We start from the raw sequence: 19,385 nt of genomic DNA on the forward strand, positions 1-19,385 counted from the left end.
GGCTGGAAAGCAGCCCGTCCGGCGCCTGAGGACACCGCGCCTAACGCCCGTTGAACGCGTCCTTCAGCCTTGAGAAAAGCCCCTGTTGACCCGGTTGAAACTGGCCGGTGGGCCGTTCCTCGCCCCTGAGCTTCGCCAGCTCTCGCAGCAACCGCTCCTGCTCCGGGTCGAGTTTCGACGGGGTCATGACCTCGACATGGACGATCAGGTCGCCCCGGCCGCCGCCCCGCAGATGCGTGATGCCGCGGCCGTGGAGCGGGATCGACTGGCCCGACTGGGTGCCGGGACGGACGTCGATGTCCTCGACGCCGTCCAGCGTCTCCAGCGGACACTGCGTGCCCAGAGAGGCCGCCGTCATCGGGATGGTCACCGTGCAGTGCAGATCGTCGCCGCGCCGCTGGAACACCGCGTGCGGCAGCTCGTGGATCTCGACGTACAGGTCACCCGCCGGACCACCACCGGGCCCGACCTCGCCCTCGCCGGAGAGCTGGATACGGGTGCCGTTGTCGACGCCCGCCGGGATCTTGACCGTGAGCGTGCGGCGCGACCGGATGCGGCCGTCGCCGGCGCACTCGGGGCAGGGGGTCGGCACGACCGTACCGAAGCCCTGGCACTGCGGGCACGGCCGCGACGTCATGACCTGGCCCAGGAAGGACCGCGTGACCTGCGAGACCTCGCCGCGACCGCGGCACATGTCGCAGGTCTGCGCGGAGGTGCCGGGTGCGGCGCCCTCGCCCGAGCAGGTCGTACAGACGACCGCCGTGTCGACCTGGATGTCCTTGGTGGTGCCGAAGGCCGCCTCGTTGAGGTCGATCTCCAGCCGGATCATCGCGTCCTGGCCGCGCCGCGTGCGCGACCTCGGGCCACGCTGCTGCGACGTCCCGAAGAACGCGTCCATGATGTCGGAGAAGTTGCCGAAGCCACCGGCCCCGAAGCCGCCCGCGCCACCGCCCGCCTGTGAGAGCGGGTCGCCGCCGAGGTCGTAGACCTGCTTCTTCTGCGGGTCCGACAACACCTCGTACGCGGCGTTGATCTCCTTGAAGCGCTCCTGCGTCTTGGGATCGGGATTGACATCCGGGTGCAGCTCGCGGGCGAGCCTGCGGAATGCCTTCTTGATCTCGTCCTGTGATGCGTCGCGGCGTACGCCGAGTACGGCGTAGTAGTCCGTGGCCACTTACGACTCCGCCAGGATCTGTCCGACGTAACGTGCCACTGCGCGTACCGCTCCCATCGTTCCGGGGTAGTCCATGCGGGTCGGTCCGACCACGCCGAGTTTGGCGACTGCCTCGTCGCCCGAACCGTAGCCGACCGCGACGACGGACGTGGAGTTGAGGCCCTCGTGGGCGTTCTCGTGCCCGATTCGTACGGTCATGCCCGAGTCCTCGGCCTCGCCGAGCAGCCTGAGGAGCACGACCTGCTCCTCAAGTGCCTCCAGCACCGGCCGGATCGTCAGGGGGAAGTCGTGCCCGAAGCGCGTCAGATTGGCGGTGCCGCCGATCATCAGCCGCTCCTCGGTCTCCTCGACCAGTGTCTCCAGCAGCGTCGCGAGGACCGTGGACACCGTCCCCCGGTCCTCCATGTCGAAGGATTCGGGCAACTCCTGCACCAGCAGCGGCACATCGGAGAACCTGCGCCCCACGACCCGGGCGTTGAGCCGGGCCCGCAGATCCGCCAGCGATGTGTCGCCGAACGGCACCGGACAGTCGATCATGCGCTGCTCGACCCGGCCGGTGTCGGTGATCAGCACAAGCATCAGCCGCGCGGGGGCCAGCGAGAGCAGTTCCACATGCCGCACCGTCGAGCGGGTCAGCGAGGGGTACTGCACGACCGCGACCTGCCGGGTCAGCTGCGCGAGCAGCCGCACCGTACGGCCCACCACGTCGTCCAGGTCGACGGCGCTGTCGAGAAAGTTCTGGATGGCCCTGCGCTCCGGCGCCGACAGGGGCTTGACGCCCGCCAGCCGGTCGACGAAGAGCCGATAGCCCTTGTCCGTCGGAATGCGCCCCGCACTCGTGTGGGGCTGGGCGATGAAGCCCTCGTCCTCCAGGACCGCCATGTCGTTACGGACGGTGGCCGGGGAGACACCGAGCTTGTGCCGCTCGGTCAACGCCTTGGAGCCGACGGGCTCCTCGGTGCCGACATAGTCCTGGACGATGGCGCGCAACACCTCAAGCCTGCGTTCGCTCAGCATCGCGCACACCTCCAGCTCTGGGTCCTCGGATCCGGCCTGGCACTCGATGCGTAGGAGTGCCAGCATTCCCCGGCCCAGTGTACGGCCGTGAGGTACGCCCCTAGCAAGGCCGACCGGTCACGCTACCGCGCGGCACCGCCCGCCCCACCGATAGCGTCGCCGTATGAACGTCCGTTGGGAAGAGCACGGCTGGGAACGGATCGCACCGGGAGTCGGCAGACGGAGACTGCCTGGCTGGGATGCGACGGTCGGCCTCGTGGTCGGCGAGGACGCCGTCCTTCTGTACGACACGGGCTCGACGCTCCGTGAGGGCGCGGAGATCCGCGCGCAGGCGCAGGCGCTGTGCGGCGGGCGGCGCGTCACGCACATCGCGCTCAGCCACGCCCACTTCGACCATGTCCTGGGCACGGCGGCGTTCTCGGGCACCCAGGTCTACGGCGCGGTGGGCCTGGCGGAGCTGCTGCTCCACGACCGCGAGAGCCTGCGCGCCTCGGCCGTACGGCACGGGGTGTCCGCCTCCGACGCCGCCTCCGCGGTGGACGCGCTGGTCGTGCCGCACCACCCGGTGTCGGGCGAGTGGACGCTCGACCTCGGCGGGCGACAGGTACTTCTCGCCAATGTCGGCCCGGGGCACACCGGGCACGATCTGGCGCTGCTCGTCCCCGGCGACCGGGAGGTCGTCTTCTGCGGCGACCTGGTCGAGGAGTCGGGCGAGCCGCAGGCCGGCGACGACGCGATCCCGGCCCGCTGGCCGGCCGCGCTGGACCGGCTGCTGACGCTGGGCGGGGAGGACGCGGTGTACGTTCCCGGCCATGGCGCGGCCGTCGACGCGGCGTTCGTACGGGCGCAGCGGGGCGCGCTGGCCGCGCGTTTCGGCACGACGTAGCCCCCCTCGTGGCGCGGGCCCCGTTATCGTCTGCGGATGCGCAGTTACAGCCCCGATCTGACCCCGCCCTGGAAGCGTTCGAAGCCGGTGCCCGAGGTGCCCGCCGAACCGGATCTGGTGGTCGAGGAGGTGTCGACAGGCTTCTGCGGCGCGGTGATCCGCTGCGAGAAGACGGCCGAGGGCCCGACGGTCACCCTGGAGGACCGCTTCGGCAAGCACCGGGTGTTCCCGCTGGTGGAGCGGGGGTTCATGCTCGAGGGCCGGGTGGTCACCCTGGTCCGGCCCGCCGCCGCCGGCCCGGTCCGGCCGGCCCGTACGGCCTCCGGCTCGGTGGCCGTCCCGGGCGCGCGGGCGCGGGTGGCCCGTGCGGGGCGTATCTACGTCGAGGGGCGGCACGACGCGGAACTGGTCGAACGGGTCTGGGGCGACGACCTCCGGATCGAGGGCGTGGTCGTGGAGTACCTGGAGGGCATCGACGACCTCCCGGCGATCGTCGCGGATTTCGCCCCGGCACCGGACGCGCGCCTCGGCGTGCTGGTCGACCACCTGGTGCGCGGCTCCAAGGAGTCCCGCCTGGCCGAGCAGGTGACCGGGGACGACGTCCTGATCGTGGGCCACCCGTACATCGACGTCTGGGAAGCGGTGAAGCCGTCGTCGGTGGGCATCCCGGCGTGGCCGACGGTCCCGCGCGGCCAGGACTGGAAGACGGGGGTGTGCCGGGCTCTGGGCTGGCCGGAAAACACCGGTGCGGCGTGGCAGCGGATCCTGTCCTCGGTGCGGTCCTATCGGGACCTGGAGCCGGCGTTGCTGGGGCGGGTGGAGGAGCTGATCGACTTCGTGACGGAGCCGACGTCTGGCTGACCGGGTTGGTCTTGTGCCGGGTCCGCCCGGCGGCCGGGTTCGTCCTCAAGCGCCGGACGGGCTGGGTGAGTTGCGGTGGTCGGCTGACGGTCGGGGTTCGGGCCCTCCGGAGGGATATGTCCGGACGGCATGATTTACGGCGCGTGCAGGGCTCGTTGGACCCGAGGGAACCGGGCTTCTCACGCGCCACAAATCAGCCTGAGTGTCCGGACACACCCCTCCTGCGGCCCCGCCCCCCTCACGCCGGCACCGCGGGCTGTTCGAACCCCACTCCCGCCCGCGGGTTGGAAGGGGGACGCGCAGGGGTCGTGGTCGGACACTCAGGCTGACTTGTGCCGCGTGGACAAGGAGGTCTCCTCGGGTCCAACGAGCCGTGCACGCGGCGTAAGTCATGCCGTCCGGCCATGACCCCGGAGCGGCACCCGGCCACCACCGCAACCCACCCAGCGCGCCGCAGGCGCACCGCACCCGGCCACCACCGCAACCACCCAGCCCGTCCGGCGCTTGAGGACAACGACCACCGGGCGGACCCGGCAAACGAAACCCTCAGTCCACCAGATCCCGCACCACCGCGTCCGCCAGCAACCGCCCCCGCAGCGTCAGCACCGCCCGCCCCGCCTCGTACGGACCCGCCTCCAGCAGCCCGTCGGCCAAGGCCCTGCGAGACGCGTCCAGCCCCGCCGGCCGCAGCAGGGACAGTTCCACGCCCTCCGACAGCCGCAGCTCCAGCAGGATGCGCTCCACGCGCCGGTCCTCCGCCGTGAGGAGTTCCCGGCCCGCGCCCGGCGAGCGGCCCTCCGCCAGCGCCGCCGCGTACGCGCCGGGGTGCTTCACGTTCCACCACCGGACCCCGCCCACGTGGCTGTGGGCGCCCGGCCCCGCGCCCCACCAGTCCGCGCCGCGCCAGTACAGCTCGTTGTGCAGGCAACGACCGGCCGGTGTGGTGGCCCAGTTGGAGACCTCGTACCAGGAGAACCCCGCCGCGGCCAGCGTCTCGTCCGCGATCAGATAGCGGTCGGCGTGCTCGTCGTCGTCGGTCATGGGGACCTCGCCCCGCCGGATGCGGCGGGCCAGCCCCGTGCCCTCCTCGACGATCAGCGCGTACGCCGACACGTGGTCGGGCCCCGCGCCCACCGCCGCCGCCAGGGACGCGCGCCAGTCGTCGTCGCTCTCGCCGGGCGTGCCGTAGATCAGGTCGAGGTTCACATGGTCGAACCCGGCCGCGCGGGCCTCCGCGACGCACTCCTCGGGCCGCCCGGGCGTGTGCGTGCGGTCGAGCACCTGAAGGACGTGCTGCTTCGCGCTCTGCATGCCGAAGGAGATCCGGTTGAAGCCGCCCGCGCGCAGCTCCGCAAGGTACGCCGGGTCGACGGACTCCGGATTCGCCTCGGTGGTGATCTCGGCGTCGTCGGCGAGGCCGAACTCGTCGCGTACGGCGCCCAGCATCCGTACGAGGTCGGCCGCGGCCAGCAGCGTGGGCGTACCGCCGCCGACGAAGACCGTGCGGACGGGCCGGGTGTCGTCGCCGAGGACCTTGCGGGCGAGCCGGACCTCGTCGGTCAGGGTGTCGGCGTAGTTGTCGCGGGAGGCCAGCACGCCGCCCGAGCCGCGCAGCTCCGTCGCGGTGTAGGTGTTGAAGTCGCAGTAGCCGCAGCGGGTGGCGCAGTACGGCACGTGCAGGTAGAAGCCGAGCGGCCGGTCCGCCGCGCCCTCCAGGGCGTGCGGGGGCAGCGCACCGGACTCGGGCATGGGGTCACCGTCGGGCAGAGCGGAAGGCATGCCCCCAGTGTCCCGCACCGGAGAGGTGGGCCGACCCGGGGCCGGAGACGCCTACTCCGCGCGCAGCACCAGCATCGCCAGGTCGTCCGACGGCGGGCTCGGGTCGAAGTCGTGGACGGCCCGTCTGATCCGCTCGGCGACGCCCTGCGCGTTCAGGCCCGTGCAGCCCGCCAGGATCGCGCTGAGGCCGTCGTCGTCGTCCAGGAGCAGCCGCCCGGAGCGGCGCTCGGTGATGCCGTCGGTGACGCACAGGAGCGTGTCGCCCGACGCCAGGTCGAAGCTCAGGCTCTCGTACGCGACGTTCTCGTCGACCCCGAGGAGGAGCTGCGGCTCGGCCGCCACCCGTACCGTCCCGTCGGGCCGCAGCAGCAGCGGCAGCGGGTGGCCCGCGCTCGCGAGGGTGCAGCGGGCGCCGCCCGAGGTGCCGGGGAGCGGTGCCAGCTCGCCGTAGAGGAGGGACAGGAAGCGCGACTGGCCGCCGTCGGCGAGTCCGCCGCCCCGGCCGTCGTCGAGGCTCTTGCCGATGTCGCGGATGTCACCGAGCGGGCCGAGGTCGCTGAGGCCGGGGAGCCCGCTCTCGCCGCCCGACAGGTCCTGCCCGCCGGCGACGGCGACCATCAGCGCGGCGGCCTCGGCGGCCTCCATCGCGTCGTCGAGCAGTAGCCGGTTGAGGCGGTCGAGCACCTCGCCGACGCCGTACCCCTCGCGGGCGAGGAGCCGCAGCCAGGGCCGGGCGAGGCCGGTGACGACGGCGGCCTCGGGGCCGCTGCCCTGGACGTCGCCGAGCATGAAGCACCAGCGGCCGCCGGGCGGCGCGGGGAAGACGTCGTAGAAGTCGCCGCCGACCACGCCGTCGTCGGCGGGCTCGTACACGAGGTGGCTCTCGACGCCCGGGATCCTGGCCACCTGGCTGGGCAGCAGGCTGCGTTGCAGGACGCGGCTGATGGTGGCCTGCCGGGTGTAGCGGCGGGCGGCGCCGATCGCGAGGGCGACGCGGCGGGCGAAGTCCTCGATGAGCGCGGTCACTTCGTCGGGCATCCGGGCGAGCCTGCGCCGGCCGAGGACGAGTGTGCCGAGGGGGCGGCCGTTGGCGACGAGCCGGCAGGCGACGGCCGCGCCGTCGTGCGCGCCGGTCTGGCCCGCGCCGGGCCAGGGGACGGGGACGGGCACGTTACGGCCGCCGGTGCCGGTGCCGGTGCCGTCCTGCCCGCGCTGGGTGTCGAGCAGCCGTGGCGGCTCCTTCTCCAGGAGGGCGCGCAGCAGCTCGATGCGGGACTCGTCGGCGTGCCAGACGCGGGCGAGCCGAGGGGCGCCCGTACGGCCGTGGCCTTCCTCGCCGTCGAGCCAGATCGCGCACCAGTCGGCGAGGCGGGGCACGAGCAGTTGTCCGGCGAGGGCGGCGACGAGGTCCTCGTCGAGCTGTCCGGCCAGCAGGTCGGAGGCTTCGGCGAGGAAGGAGAGGGCGCCCCGGCTGATCCAGTCCGGGTCCTCGCGCGGCATTCCGCGCGGCGCGGGGGCGATGATCTCGGCGGCGCGCAGCCCGCGGCGCAGGGCGGGTTCGCCGAGGACTCCGTTGACCCCCGCGGCCCCGTCGGCGCCGGTGCCCGCCGCGACCTCGGCGATCGGTCCGTCGAGCGGGAGGCGGGCCCAGACGGTCTTGAGGCCGGTGCGGTAGGTGATGCCCCAGCGTTCCGCGAGGGCGGCGATGAGCTGGAGGCCCCGGCCGTAGTCGGGGGAGCCGCCACCCGCCGGCTCGTGGGCGTCGCTGCGTACGGAGCGGGCGGGGTGGTGGTCGGACACCTCGATGACGAGCGCGGCGGGCTCCTGCTCGGCGGCCGTGTCCGGCCCGGGAAGGGCGGCGGACGGGTCGTCGGGGCCGGGCGGCCCGCCGGGTCCCTCCGGCTCGCTCGGGGCCGCTTCGAGGCGGCAGAGCAGTTCGACGTTGGTGCCCGCGTGCACGACGGCGTTGGTGACCAGTTCGTCGACGATCAGCACCGCGTCGTCGGCCAGCCCGTCGGAGCTGTGCCGGCCCGGCGGGCACGCCTCGTCCCCCTGGCAGAGGGCGCAGGTGGTGAGCAGCCCGAGGCTGGTCCACTCGGCGAGCGCCGCGCGCACGAACCGGCGCGCGGCGGACGGGGCGAGCGGGTTCCCCGGCAGGCTGGTGCGTGCCGTGCGTCGCTCGTCGTTGCGGAACGTCCGGCTCCGCGCCGGAGCCGGCACTTCCGGATCGTTCGGGTTCCGACGGTCCCCTATAGGCCCCACGTGCGGCTCCTGGTTGTTTCTTTCGTTGCGCCGCTTACGACCCCGACAGAGTGACAGACTGAGCGTGCCCATAAGCGTCGAGTCATCGAAATGGGCGAAGAAGTGGGCGAAGAACGGAGCTCAGAGGCCACTTCCCGGCCGCCGCACCCCCAACACACTACGCACCCGGATCCCCCCAACCCGGCCATCACCTACTCGGACGCCACCGACGATGAGCACCCAGATACCCACCGACCCACCCGCTGACACCCCGGTTGCCGACCGCGCGGGAATCCTTCTCGTCGATGACATGGAGGACAATCTTCTCGCGCTCGAAGCCGTGCTGGCATCGCTCGACGTCCCGCTGGTGCGGGCCCGTTCGGGCGAGGAGGCGATGCGGGCACTGCGCCGTGAGCGGTTCGCGCTGGTCCTGCTGGACGTACGGATGCCCGGCATGGACGGCTTCGACACCGCCGCCGGCATCAAGCGTCTGGATCAGGCGAAGGACGTCCCGATCATTTTTCTGACCGGTAACGATCCCGGCAGCGGATTCACCTTCCGCGGCTACGCGACGGGGGCCGCCGATTTCATCCCGAAGCCGTTCGACCCGTGGGTGCTGCGCGCCAAGGTGACGGTCTTCCTCGAACTGCACCGCAAGAACGAGCAGTTGGCGGCCCTGCTCGCCCGGGACCACGCCCAGCTCGCCGAGATGGGCGAACGGCTCTCCGCGATCGGGTCCATGCTCGGCGACAGCGAAGACGGCCGTGAGAGCGACGGCGACACCTTGCGCGGCCCCGGCGAGATGGCGTCGCTCCGCGCCCATGTGGCCGGGCTCGACAACATACTGCGGGAATTACGACGCGGACGGAGCCCGCAGCCGTAGTTCCCGGCCGCCGGCCCCGCCCGCGTAACTCCTCCACGACGCGTACGCGCGTCTACGCCTCCCGCGACCCCGCGTACATCTCGTCGAGCAGGTGCTTGTACTCCCGCTCCACGACCGGCCGCTTGAGTTTCAGACTCGGCGTCAGCTCACCGTGCTCGATGTCCAGGTCGCGCGGCAGCAGCCGGAACTTCCTGATCGTCTGCCAGCGCTGCAGGCCCTCGTTGAGTTCCTTCACATAGCCGTCGATCAGCTCCTGCGTCTTCGGCGACGCCACGATGTCGGCGTACGACTTGCCGTCCATGCCGTTCTCCGATGCCCAGCCGAGCAGGGCCGCCTCGTCCAGCGAGATGAGCGCGGTGCAGAAGTTCCGGTCGGCGCCGTGCACCAGGATGTTGGAGACGTACGGGCACACGGCCTTGAACTGGCCCTCGACCTCGGCCGGTGCGATGTACTTGCCGCCGGACGTCTTGATCAGGTCCTTCTTGCGGTCCGTGATCCGCAGATAGCCGTCGACCGACAGCTCGCCGATGTCGCCGGTGTGGAACCAGCCGTCGGATTCGAGGACTTCGGCGGTCTTCTCGGGCAGCCCGTGGTAGCCGGCCATGATGCCGGGGCCGCGCAGCATGATCTCGCCGTCGTCGGCGATCCGGACCTCAAGGCCGGGCAGCGGCTTGCCGACGGTGCCGGTGCGGTACGCCTCGCCCGGGTTGACGAAGCTGGCGGCGCTGGACTCGGTGAGTCCGTAGCCCTCCAGGATGTGGATTCCGGCGCCGGCGAAGAAGAAGCCGATCTCGGGCGCGAGCGCGGCGGATCCGGAGACCGCGGCGCGCAGCCGGCCGCCGAACGCAGCGCGGAGCTTGGCGTAGACGAGCTTGTCGGCGACGGTGTGCTTGGCGCTGAGGGCGAAGGGCACCGAACCGGTGCCGGTGTGGCGGAAGTTGTCCTGGCTGACCTTGGCGTACTCACGCGCGACGCCCGCCGCCCACTGGAAGATCTTGTACTTCGCGGGCCCGCCCGCGCGGGCCTTGGCCGCGACCCCGTTGTAGACCTTCTCGAAGATTCGGGGCACCGCCGCCATGTAGGTCGGGCGCACCACCGGCAGATTCTCGATGATCTTGTCGACGCGGCCGTCGACTGCGGTGACATGGCCGACCTCGATCTGGCCGGAGGTCAGCACCTTGCCGAAGACGTGCGCCAGGGGCAGCCAGAGGTACTGGACGTCGTCCTTGTTGATGAGCCCGGTGCCCGCGGTGGCCTTCGCCATGTACGACCAGTTGTCGTGCGGCAGGCGTACGCCCTTGGGACGGCCGGTGGTGCCCGAGGTGTAGATGAGGGTCGCGAGCTGGTCGGCCTTGATGGCGGCGACCCGCTCCTTGACGGCCTCGGGGTGCTCCTCCAGGTACTTCGTCCCGCGCTCCTCCAGCTCCGCGAGGGAGATCACCCAGCCCTCCGGGTCGCCCTCGGCGGGCTTCGCGTCCGCCGCCTCGATCACCACGACGTGGGCGAGGTTCGGCAGGTCGGCCCGGCGCTCGCGCGCCTTGGCGAGCTGTTCGGCGTCCTCGGCGATCAGGATCCGGCTCTCGGAGTCGGCGAGGATGTACGCGCACTCCTCGGCGTTCGTCGAGGGGTAGACGGTCGTGGTCGCGGCGCCCGCGCACATCACACCGAGGTCGGCGAGGATCCACTCGACCCGGGTGGCGGCGGCGAGCGCGACGCGCTCCTCGGGCCGTACACCCAGCGCGACCAGGCCGGCGGCCACCGCGTACACGCGTACCGCGGCCTGGCCCCAGCTCAGGGACTTCCAGTCGTCGGGGCCCTGACCCGAGGCGGGCGGCACGGGATAGCGGTACGCCTCCGCGTCCGGCGTGGCCGCCACGCGCTCAATGAAGAGGGTCGCCACCGACGGCGGCCGGTTCTCGATCAAGGTCTTTGTGTCGCTCACGACGTCCTCCGGGCCCCGCAAAGCTTGCGCGACTGGTTTGTTGTTTAACTGGTGAGTAACCATCGAGCAGTGATCAGAGTAGAGCGCACCCGCCCGGTGCGTAAGGGGACGCGGGCAGCCGCTTCATAACGAACCGGACCCGTGAACGGCGGTCGGGTCCGCGCGCCTGTGCGCACGGACCCGACCGTTCCTACTCGCGAGTCACTTGCCCGCTACTTCTCTTCGTCACTTGGCTGTGTCGCTTCGCCGGTCACTTCTTCTCGCGGCTTCTTCCCGCTACTTCTTCTTGCTCGACGATTCGTCGCTGGAGAGCACCGCGATGAACGCCTCCTGCGGCACCTCCACGCTGCCGACCATCTTCATCCGCTTCTTGCCCTCCTTCTGCTTCTCCAGCAGCTTGCGCTTCCGGGAGATGTCACCGCCGTAGCACTTGGCGAGAACGTCCTTACGGATGGCGCGGATCGTCTCGCGGGCGATGACCCGGGAGCCGATGGCCGCCTGGATGGGGATCTCGAAGGCCTGGCGCTGGATGAGTTCCCTGAGCTTGGCGACGAGCCGTACGCCGTACGCGTACGCCTGGTCCCGGTGCGTGATGGCGGAGAAGGCGTCGACCTTGTCGCCGTGCAGCAGGATGTCGACCTTGACGAGGTTGGCGGTCTGCTCACCGGTGGGCTCGTAGTCCAGCGACGCGTAGCCGCGGGTCTTGGACTTCAGCTGGTCGAAGAAGTCGAAGACGATCTCGGCGAGCGGCAGGGTGTAGCGGATCTCGACCCGGTCGGCGGAGAGGTAGTCCATGCCGAGGAGCGTGCCCCGGCGGGTCTGGCACAGCTCCATGATCGCGCCGATGAACTCGCTGGGCGCGAGGATCGTGGCCCGCACGACCGGCTCGTGCACCGAGTCGATCTTCCCCTCGGGGAACTCGCTCGGGTTGGTGACGATGTGCTCCTTGCCGTCCTCCATCTCCACCCGGTAGACCACGTTGGGCGCGGTCGCGATCAGGTCGAGGTTGAACTCGCGCTCCAGCCGCTCCCGGATCACATCGAGGTGCAGCAGCCCGAGGAAGCCGACGCGGAAACCGAAGCCGAGAGCCGCGGAGGTCTCCGGCTCGTAGACCAGGGCCGCGTCGTTGAGCTGGAGCTTGTCGAGGGCGTCACGCAGCTCGGGGTAGTCCGAGCCGTCCAGCGGATAGAGGCCGGAGAACACCATCGGCTTGGGGTCCTTGTAGCCGCCCAGCGCCTCGGTCGCGCCCTTGTGGAGGGACGTGATCGTGTCACCGACCTTGGACTGCCGGACGTCCTTCACACCGGTGATGATGTAGCCGACCTCGCCGACCCCGAGACCGTCGGCCGGGGTCATCTCGGGCGAGGAGACGCCGATCTCCAGCAGCTCGTGGGTGGCGCCGGTGGACATCATCCGGATGCGCTCGCGCTTGTTGAGCTGGCCGTCGATGACACGGACGTAGGTGACGACGCCCCGGTAGGAGTCGTACACCGAGTCGAAGATCATCGCGCGCGCCGGGGCATCGGCGTCGCCGACCGGCGGGGGCACGTCCTTGACGACCCGGTCGAGCAGGACGTCGACGCCGACGCCGGTCTTCGCGGAGACCTTGAGGACGTCCTCGGGCTGGCAGCCGATCAGGTTCGCCAGCTCCTCGGAGAACTTCTCGGGCTGCGCGGCCGGCAGGTCGATCTTGTTGAGCACCGGGACGATGGTGAGGTCGTTCTCCATCGCCAGATAGAGGTTGGCGAGGGTCTGGGCCTCGATGCCCTGCGCGGCGTCCACCAGCAGGACCGTGCCCTCGCAGGCGGCGAGCGAGCGGGACACCTCGTAGGTGAAGTCCACGTGGCCCGGGGTGTCGATCATGTTCAGGACATGGGTGGTGCCCTGGTCAGGACCCTCGTTGGGGGCCCACGGCAGCCGGACCGCCTGGGACTTGATCGTGATGCCGCGCTCGCGCTCGATGTCCATCCGGTCGAGATACTGAGCGCGCATCTGCCGCACATCGACCACTCCGGTCAACTGGAGCATCCGGTCGGCGAGCGTCGACTTGCCGTGGTCGATGTGCGCGATGATGCAGAAATTGCGGAGCAGCGCCGGGTCCGTACGGCTCGGCTCGGGCACGTGGGTAGGGGTCGCGGGCACGCAGGGTCCTGATTCTTGAGACGCGCGGCGTCTCGTCTCGGGTCACATCGGATCGATACGTAGGCTCCATCGTCCCACGGGTACGGGGCTGCGCCCGGTTTGGGCCGGTCGGACGCCGGCTGGTAGCGTGGGCAGCTGTGTCTGCTGCCGTCTCGGCGCGGACGCTCATTCAAAGATCATCGAACCTGAAAAGGCATTTCGTGGCGAACATCAAGTCCCAGATCAAGCGGAACAAGACCAACGAGAAGGCGCGCCTGCGCAACAAGGCCGTCAAGTCGTCGCTCAAGACCGCGATCCGCAAGGCCCGCGAGGCTGTCGTCGCCGGTGACGTCGAGAAGGCCAATGTGGCCGTCCGTGAGGCGTCGCGCAAGCTCGACAAGGCCGCCTCGAAGGGTGTCATCCACAAGAACGCCGCCGCCAACAAGAAGTCGGCGCTGGCGTCCAAGGTTGCCGCCCTGCAGGGCTGAGCGGATTCTCGCTCGCTCTTGTTCCACCTTGATCGACTTTTGATTCCAACCGCCGGAACGGACTCAGCGGGCCCTCTCTACCGCTCCTGACCGGTGTTTTCACGGATCCGCACACGACTGCGTTCGCCACGCGGGTGCGGGTCCAAACCAGGTTTGACGACGAAGGCCCCGGTACACGGCGTACCGGGGCCTTCGTGTTGTCCGGTGGGTGTTCAGCGTCCGGCGCGGGCCGCCTGCGCGATCGTGACGACCGCCTTCTCCAGCGCGTACTCGGGGTCCGCGCCACCGCCCTTGACGCCTTCGTCGGCCGCCGCGACCGCGCGCAGCGCCGTCGCCACCCCGTCCGGGGTCCAGCCCCGCAGCTGCTGACGCACCTTGTCGATCTTCCACGGCGGCATGCCCAGCTCACGGGCGAGGTCGGCGGGCCGGCCGCCCCGTGCCGACGACAGCTTGCCGATGGCGCGCACGCCCTGGGCGAGGGCGCTGGTGATCAGTACGGGCGGGACACCGGTCGACAGCGACCAGCGCAGCGCTTCGAGCGCGTCGGCCGCGCGGCCCTCGACGGCCCGGTCGGCGACGGTGAAGCTGGAGGCCTCGGCGCGGCCCGTGTAGTAGCGGGCGACGACGGCGTCGTCGATCGCGCCCTCGACGTCGGCGGCGAGCTGGGACACCGCGCTCGCCAGCTCCCGCAGATCGCTGCCGATCGAGTCGACGAGCGCCTGGCAGGCCTCGGGCGTGGCGGAGCGGCCCAGCGCGCGGAACTCCGACCGTACGAAGTTGAGCCGCTCGGCCGGCTTGGTCGTCTTCGCGCAGACGACCTCCCGGGCTCCGGCCTTGCGGGCGGCGTCCAGCAGGGCCTTGCCCTTGGGTCCGCCCGCGTGCAGCAGCACGAGCGTGATCTCCTCGGCCGGCGCGTCGAGATACGCCTTGACGTCCTTGATCGTGTCGGCGGCGAGGTCGTGCGCGTTCCGTACGACGACGACCTTGCGCTCGGCGAAGAGCGACGGGCTCGTCAGCTCGGCGAGGGTGCCCGGGTGGAGCTGGTCGGAGGCGAGGTCGCGCACGTCGGTGTCCGGGTCGGAGGCGCGGGCCGCCGCCACGACCTGCTGGACGGCGCGGTCCAGCAGCAGGTCCTCCTGGCCCACGGCGAGCGTGAGCGGGGCGAGCGGATCGTCGGGGGAAGTCTTCCTGGTGGCCATCGCGGTCCAGCATCGCACGCCCCACCGACACCGCCCCGCGGGCCGTCGGCGTACGGGAGAATGGGCGGGTGAGCGATGTGCGACATGTACTGGTGCTGCCCGACCGCGACGCCGCCGAGGAGGTGGCGGGTGAACTCGCGGACCGCTTCGGGGTGATGGAGGAGCCCCAGCTCGTCCGGGACGCCCTGGCCGGCGAGGACGACGCCGAGGACGCGCAGTGGCTGGTCGTGATCGAGGACGCGCGGGCGCGCCTCGACCCCACGGCGCTGGACGCCTTCGCAGCGGAGTACGAGGGGTGGCTCGAAGCCCCGCCGGAGTCGGACTAGGGGGCGGGCGGGGCGCTACTTCGCGGACACGCCCTAGGACTTGCGGACGATCTGGATGTCCAGGTCGATGGAGATGCTGGAGCCGACGACGGCGATGCCGCGGGCGAGCATCGTCTGCCAGGTGAGGGTGAAGTCCTCGCGGTGCAGCTCGGTCGTGGCGCGGCAGGCCGCGCGGGTCTCGCCCTCCATGCCGCTGCCGATGCCCAGGTAACGGGTGTCCAGGGTGACCGTACGGCTCACGCCGTGCAGGGTCAGCGCACCGGTCACGCCCCAGTGGCCGCCGCCGCGGTGGACGAAGCGCTCGCTGTAGAACTCCAGCGTCGGGTGGTTCACCACGTCGAGGAAGTCCGCCGAGCGCAGATGGTCGTCGCGCATCCGCACGTTGGTGTCGATGGACGACGCGTCGATGATCACGTGCATCGCGGACCGGTCCATGCGCTCGGCTATCCGCACGGCGCCGGCGAAGGTGTTGAACCGGCCGTGGATCCGCGCCAGTCCGATATGGCGCGCGGTGAAGCCGATCTGGGAGTGCATGGGCTCGATCTCCCACTCGCCCGGCTCGGGGAGCGGCGGGGGCGTCGCGATCTGGAGGGTCACGTCGCCGAGGCCCGCGTGCGCGCTCTCCGCCACCGTGGCGTTGCGGTGGAACGGGGTGAGGCCGTCGGCCGTGACCGCGAGCCGGTACTCACCCGCCGGGACGGTCGCCACGACCGAGCCGAACGGATCGGTCTCCCCGGCGACGACCTTCCGCCCCGAGCTGTCGCTGAGGACGAACTCGGCCCGCCGGACGGGTTCACCGCCGGGATCGAGAACGCGGCAGCTCAGTACGCCCGCCGTGGGCGGCACCCTCACGCCCGCGAGCGGACCGGCCTGCGCGGTACCGGCCGCGCGCCCGCCGAACCAACGTGTGAACATCCTGCACACCCCCGTGCTGTTCGGGACTCGGGGCCCGCACCCGGCATCACTTCGTTGCCGAATACACGGACCTTCGACGAATAGGCATTCGATCACTCTTGTGCCGTTCAGGGCAAACACGAGTGCTCGGAGGTGGTTTGACCATTCCCCTACCCGCAAGTACCGGACGTCCAGCTAAGTCCCTCCCTCTTCCGGTTGGTCATGACCCGGGGCACCTGGTCCAGGTCGAGACCGAAGTGCTCCCGGTAGGCGGCCAGGATCTCGGTGTCCTCGACCAGCTCCCGCTCGTGCCGCTCGCCGTCCACGGTGGTGACGAGCCTGCGGCCGCTGAGCGTGATGCGGCCGTCGTGGGTGTTGCGGGAACAGACCAGCGACCGGGTGAAATGCGAGTCGGGCGAGGTCCGGTGGTACCAGGCCCCGGCGGTGAAGTCGGCCAGCGCGCGCGGCCGTTGGTCGATGCGGTACTGGCGCTTGCCGTCCCGCACGACGTCGATGTCGCCCTCCGGCGCCTCCACGATCCGGAACGTACCGGCGGGGTCCTCCTGGTCGCCGCGCTCGTCGAAGGCCAGCGGGTGGGTGCTGTGACTCCCGAAGCCGACATCGGCGAGCCACCGCTCCACGCCGCGTCCCGTCCCGGTGCCGGTCCCGGTCTCGGTCTCGGTCTCGACGAGCAGCGTCATGTGGTCGTACGGGATCCCCAGCCCGCCGTCCGCCGTGAACACCCGGGCCTGAAGGAGCGTCACCCGGAAGCCGAGTTCCCGCAGCAGCACCGCGAAGGCGCCGTTGAGTTCGTAGCAGAAACCTCCCCTCCTCCTGTCCACGACCTTCGCGACCAGCGCCCCCTCTTCGAGGACGATCTCCTCCGTCAGGTGCACGGAGAGATTCTCGAACGGCACGGTCCGCAGGTGCCGTACCTGAAGATCCCGCAGTGCCATGGCGTCCGGTACGACGGGCCGGTCGGCCCCGATCCGGTGCAGATAGTCGGAGATGGTCCGAGACGTGTCCATGCGCCCAGTCTGGCCCGGCCCCCTCCTTCCCACCATGCGTCGTTCGTCCTGGTCCGGAGGGCGGGCGGCCCTGTCCGGCTCCGCGCGCCGGCCGCCCGGCCCCCCCCTCACGCGGGCCCGCGCGGCACGGCCCGCAGCCCCGCCCCCGCGCCCGTCACCGCGACGGCGCCGTCCGTGTCGGTACGCAGCACCACCGCTCCCCCGGCCCGCAGCGCGCCAACCGTGCGCGGCGAGGGATGGCCGTACGGGTTGTCCCTGCCGCAGGAGATCAGGGCCAGCCGGGGCCGCACCGCCCGCAGCAGTCCGGGATCCTGGAAGGCCGAACCGTGGTGCGCGACCTTCAGCACATCCACCGGTGCCAGCGCCGGATGGTCCCTGGACAGGCCCTGCTGGGCGGGCGGTTCGAGATCGCCGAGCATCAGCAGCGTCGGACCGCCCACCGTCCGGACGAGCAGAGTGAGGCTCGCGTCGTTCGGCCCACCCGCGCCCAGCCCCGGCCCGGCCCTCGGCCACAGCACCCGCCAGTCGAGCGGCCCGACCCGGCGCCGCTCCCCCGGTATCGCGCGCACCACCGGCACACGCGCGGCCCGCGCCGTCCGCCGTACGAACTCGCTCTGCTCCCAAGGCTCTTGAAGGGTCGTCGTCTGGATGGCACCGACCCTCCTGCCCCGCAGCACCCCGGGCAGCCCGGTGACATGGTCGGCGTGGAAGTGGCTCACCACGAGCAGCGGTACCCGGGTGATCCCGAGGTCCCGCAGACAGCGGTCGGCCAGCCGGGGGTCGGGCCCGGCGTCCACGACCACACCCGCGCCCTCGCCGGCCGCGAGCACCATGGCGTCGCCCTGGCCGACGTCTTCCCTGTTAGATCAGCGTGTTGAAGCTGATCTAACAGGGTGGTGCTGTGGCGGGGTGGCGTAGGTTCTGGGTCCCAACGAGGCGAGTGATCAGCGCGGACCGAGTGCCGGTGTTGGCGAGTTGGGAAGACCTTGTACAGCGTGAGGACCGCACAGGGATTCATCCTGGTGACCCCATTCTGCTTTCGCCGGACTACGAGATCGATCCGATCTTGAGTCACTTCCTGTGCCGTACATCGTTTGCACGGCTCAAGCCCGAGACGAAGCGCAACTACACAAACGACTACTGCTTGTTCTTTGACTTCCTATGGGACCGCGGGCACAACTGGCATGAGGCAACTCCCGACGATCTGTGGGACTTTGAGGACTGGCGCACGAGGTCGCCGCGGAACCCATCCAGGATCGGGGGCGACCGCTGGGACAGGGCCCTGGCCGCGCTGACGCGGCTTTACACGTGGGCGGTCAACCAAGAGCACATGGTGAAGAACCCGGTAGAGATGAAGTCCGTCCGGAATCGGTACGGCGACATCGTCTCGGTGCCGGCGGGCCGCGCTGAGCACGCCCGGACTAGCAACGTCAGATGGCTGACCCCGCGGGCCTTTCGCCTCTGGGTCGATGTCGGGCTTCGCGGCCACGCGACCGACGGGCTTGTTGACCGAAACTGGCGAGGACGCCTGTCTGATCGCAACGCTGCCTACGCTGACCTGTTGTTTTCCTCGGGGATGAGGCGGACGGAAGGGGCGTCGCTGCTGACGTTTGAGGTTCCCCGCACACGCCTGGAAGGGGGCCGCTACTACACGGGTCGCCTGGCGCGGGCGGTGACCAAGTCGCAGAGGGCGAGGACGTTCTACGCCTCGGCGGTCGTGATCGGCGAGGTCGAGGGATACATGGAGTCGACCCGGGCCAGCCTTGTCCGGCGGGCGCAGATGAAGGGTCGGTACGACAGCCTGCCCGATTGGCGCCTGGTCACCCACCAGACCGGCCGTCTGAAGCGAGTGCTGCACTGGCGGGACCAGGACGGCATGATGGGTGAGACCTCGCTGATCGAGGCGACGGTCGAAGAGCGCATGACCTTCTTCACGGAGGGACCGCTGGGGCCGGAACCGTTGTGGCTCTGGCTCAATGAGAGCGGGCTGCCGTTCCACCCGGATTCCTGGGAGAACGTCTTCCGGGCCGCGTCGGACCGCTGCGAAGACGTCCTGTCGGGCGCCATGGCCGAACCGCCGTTCGCCACACCCCACATGGCCAGGCACAGCTTCGCGCTCTACATGCTGGTCGTCCTCAGCAACCTGATGGACCAGCGCATGGGCCTGACTCCGGAGGAACGACGCGACTTCCGACTCCTCTACGGCGATCCCTGGAGCATGGTGAAGGATCTGCTCGGTCACGCCGACTTGGCCACGACGAAGAAGATCTACCTCGCGCCCGTCGCGGACCTGCAACTGCGGTCGTTGCTGGTCGACCGCATTCCCGACGCGAGCCTCGTGACGAATCTGCCGGAGGAACGGCTGAACAGCACGTTCGCCCGAATCGCCCGGGAGAGTGAAGGAATTCAGGACCTCGACGATCAGCTGGTGATCGAATGAGCCGGCGAGGCCGTTCCGCAGCCCGGCCGAGGCAGCCGCACCACCGGCCCCCCGTCCTGCAACCAGGCTCTGTCCTGATCCATCACCTCGCCCGCGATGGCACCAC

At 70.6% G+C, this 19,385-nt stretch carries 15 protein-coding genes and 1 pseudogene; 6 read left to right on the plus strand and 10 right to left on the minus strand.

Annotation, left to right across the window (positions count from 1 at the left end; genetic code table 11):
- Window positions 1-40: 40 nt before the first annotated feature.
- A complete protein-coding gene (dnaJ, locus tag ACFT9I_RS29390) occupies window positions 41-1,174 on the minus strand; it encodes a molecular chaperone DnaJ (protein WP_189108274.1) in 1,134 nt (377 codons plus the stop codon).
- A complete protein-coding gene (gene hrcA, locus ACFT9I_RS29395; protein WP_382569238.1) occupies window positions 1,175-2,191 on the minus strand; it encodes a heat-inducible transcriptional repressor HrcA in 1,017 nt (338 codons plus the stop codon).
- A 163-nt stretch (window positions 2,192-2,354) separates the two neighbouring features.
- On the opposite strand from hrcA, the gene ACFT9I_RS29400 reads away from it, so the two are divergent.
- Together ACFT9I_RS29400 and ACFT9I_RS29405 are read left to right on the plus strand one after the other, a co-directional pair.
- Complete coding sequence (locus ACFT9I_RS29400) at window positions 2,355-3,077, plus strand: MBL fold metallo-hydrolase (RefSeq protein WP_382569166.1); 723 nt, start codon at window positions 2,355-2,357, stop codon at window positions 3,075-3,077.
- Window positions 3,078-3,113: 36 nt separating this feature from the next.
- Window positions 3,114-3,938: a DUF3097 domain-containing protein gene (locus ACFT9I_RS29405; RefSeq protein WP_382569168.1), complete on the plus strand. Its 825-nt coding sequence runs from the start codon at window positions 3,114-3,116 to the stop codon at window positions 3,936-3,938.
- 546 nt (window positions 3,939-4,484) lie between these two features.
- On the opposite strand, the gene hemW is transcribed toward ACFT9I_RS29405, so the two are convergent.
- Both hemW and ACFT9I_RS29415 read right to left on the minus strand, forming a co-directional pair.
- Entirely contained in the window at window positions 4,485-5,717 is a 1,233-nt protein-coding gene (gene hemW, locus ACFT9I_RS29410) for a radical SAM family heme chaperone HemW (protein WP_382569169.1), read from the minus strand.
- A gap of 51 nt (window positions 5,718-5,768) precedes the next feature.
- Window positions 5,769-7,937: a SpoIIE family protein phosphatase gene (locus ACFT9I_RS29415; RefSeq protein WP_382569171.1), complete on the minus strand. Its 2,169-nt coding sequence runs from the start codon at window positions 7,935-7,937 to the stop codon at window positions 5,769-5,771.
- 253 nt (window positions 7,938-8,190) lie between these two features.
- On the opposite strand from ACFT9I_RS29415, the gene ACFT9I_RS29420 reads away from it, so the two are divergent.
- Window positions 8,191-8,841, plus strand: a complete 651-nt coding sequence (locus tag ACFT9I_RS29420) for a two-component system response regulator (RefSeq protein ID WP_382569172.1) — start codon at window positions 8,191-8,193, stop codon at window positions 8,839-8,841.
- Window positions 8,842-8,893: 52 nt separating this feature from the next.
- On the opposite strand, the gene ACFT9I_RS29425 is transcribed toward ACFT9I_RS29420, so the two are convergent.
- Both ACFT9I_RS29425 and lepA read right to left on the minus strand, forming a co-directional pair.
- Window positions 8,894-10,783, minus strand: a complete 1,890-nt coding sequence (locus tag ACFT9I_RS29425; RefSeq protein WP_382569174.1) for an AMP-dependent synthetase/ligase — start codon at window positions 10,781-10,783, stop codon at window positions 8,894-8,896.
- A 276-nt stretch (window positions 10,784-11,059) separates the two neighbouring features.
- Window positions 11,060-12,925 carry a translation elongation factor 4 gene (gene lepA, locus ACFT9I_RS29430; RefSeq protein ID WP_382569175.1) on the minus strand — a complete coding sequence of 622 codons (1,866 nt, stop codon included), beginning with the start codon at window positions 12,923-12,925 and terminating at the stop codon, window positions 11,060-11,062.
- 200 nt (window positions 12,926-13,125) lie between these two features.
- Between lepA and rpsT the strand changes: the two genes are divergently transcribed.
- Complete coding sequence (gene rpsT, locus ACFT9I_RS29435; RefSeq protein ID WP_023541903.1) at window positions 13,126-13,392, plus strand: 30S ribosomal protein S20; 267 nt, start codon at window positions 13,126-13,128, stop codon at window positions 13,390-13,392.
- Between the two features lie 212 nt (window positions 13,393-13,604).
- Here rpsT and holA read toward each other — a convergent pair whose 3' ends face one another.
- Window positions 13,605-14,591 (minus strand): DNA polymerase III subunit delta, encoded by a 987-nt coding sequence (gene holA, locus ACFT9I_RS29440; protein ID WP_382569177.1) that lies wholly within the window; start codon window positions 14,589-14,591, stop codon window positions 13,605-13,607.
- 68 nt (window positions 14,592-14,659) lie between these two features.
- Between holA and ACFT9I_RS29445 the strand changes: the two genes are divergently transcribed.
- Entirely contained in the window at window positions 14,660-14,917 is a 258-nt protein-coding gene (locus tag ACFT9I_RS29445) for a hypothetical protein (RefSeq protein WP_382569178.1), read from the plus strand.
- A gap of 33 nt (window positions 14,918-14,950) precedes the next feature.
- Here the strand turns inward: ACFT9I_RS29445 and ACFT9I_RS29450 are convergent, their stop codons facing one another.
- The 3 genes and pseudogenes from ACFT9I_RS29450 to ACFT9I_RS29460 form a co-directional block, all read right to left on the minus strand.
- Window positions 14,951-15,832: a YceI family protein gene (locus ACFT9I_RS29450; RefSeq protein WP_382569180.1), complete on the minus strand. Its 882-nt coding sequence runs from the start codon at window positions 15,830-15,832 to the stop codon at window positions 14,951-14,953.
- A gap of 149 nt (window positions 15,833-15,981) precedes the next feature.
- Entirely contained in the window at window positions 15,982-16,839 is an 858-nt protein-coding gene (locus ACFT9I_RS29455) for an arylamine N-acetyltransferase (protein WP_382569182.1), read from the minus strand.
- Between the two features lie 107 nt (window positions 16,840-16,946).
- Window positions 16,947-17,693: pseudogene (locus ACFT9I_RS29460) on the minus strand (ComEC/Rec2 family competence protein); the annotation flags it as partial.
- A gap of 86 nt (window positions 17,694-17,779) precedes the next feature.
- Between ACFT9I_RS29460 and ACFT9I_RS29465 the strand changes: the two are divergent.
- Window positions 17,780-19,279 carry an integrase gene (locus tag ACFT9I_RS29465; protein WP_382569184.1) on the plus strand — a complete coding sequence of 500 codons (1,500 nt, stop codon included), beginning with the start codon at window positions 17,780-17,782 and terminating at the stop codon, window positions 19,277-19,279.
- The last annotated feature ends 106 nt before the right edge of the window (window positions 19,280-19,385 follow it).

This window comes from Streptomyces sp. NPDC057137, from assembly GCF_042670825.1.
In the GTDB taxonomy this organism is placed as follows: Bacteria; Actinomycetota; Actinomycetes; order Streptomycetales; family Streptomycetaceae; genus Streptomyces.

Excerpts from the sequence above, each read along its gene's own strand:
- hrcA (WP_382569238.1), bottom strand. The coding sequence starts at position 2,191 with ATGCTGAGCGAACGCAGGCTTGAGGTGTTGCGCGCCATCGTCCAGGAC.
- ACFT9I_RS29400 (WP_382569166.1), top strand. The coding sequence starts at position 2,355 with ATGAACGTCCGTTGGGAAGAGCACGGCTGGGAACGGATCGCACCGGGA.
- ACFT9I_RS29405 (WP_382569168.1), top strand. The coding sequence starts at position 3,114 with ATGCGCAGTTACAGCCCCGATCTGACCCCGCCCTGGAAGCGTTCGAAG.
- hemW (WP_382569169.1), bottom strand. The coding sequence starts at position 5,717 with ATGCCTTCCGCTCTGCCCGACGGTGACCCCATGCCCGAGTCCGGTGCG.
- ACFT9I_RS29420 (WP_382569172.1), top strand. The coding sequence starts at position 8,191 with ATGAGCACCCAGATACCCACCGACCCACCCGCTGACACCCCGGTTGCC.
- holA (WP_382569177.1), bottom strand. The coding sequence starts at position 14,591 with ATGGCCACCAGGAAGACTTCCCCCGACGATCCGCTCGCCCCGCTCACG.
- ACFT9I_RS29450 (WP_382569180.1), bottom strand. The coding sequence starts at position 15,832 with ATGTTCACACGTTGGTTCGGCGGGCGCGCGGCCGGTACCGCGCAGGCC.
- ACFT9I_RS29455 (WP_382569182.1), bottom strand. The coding sequence starts at position 16,839 with ATGGACACGTCTCGGACCATCTCCGACTATCTGCACCGGATCGGGGCC.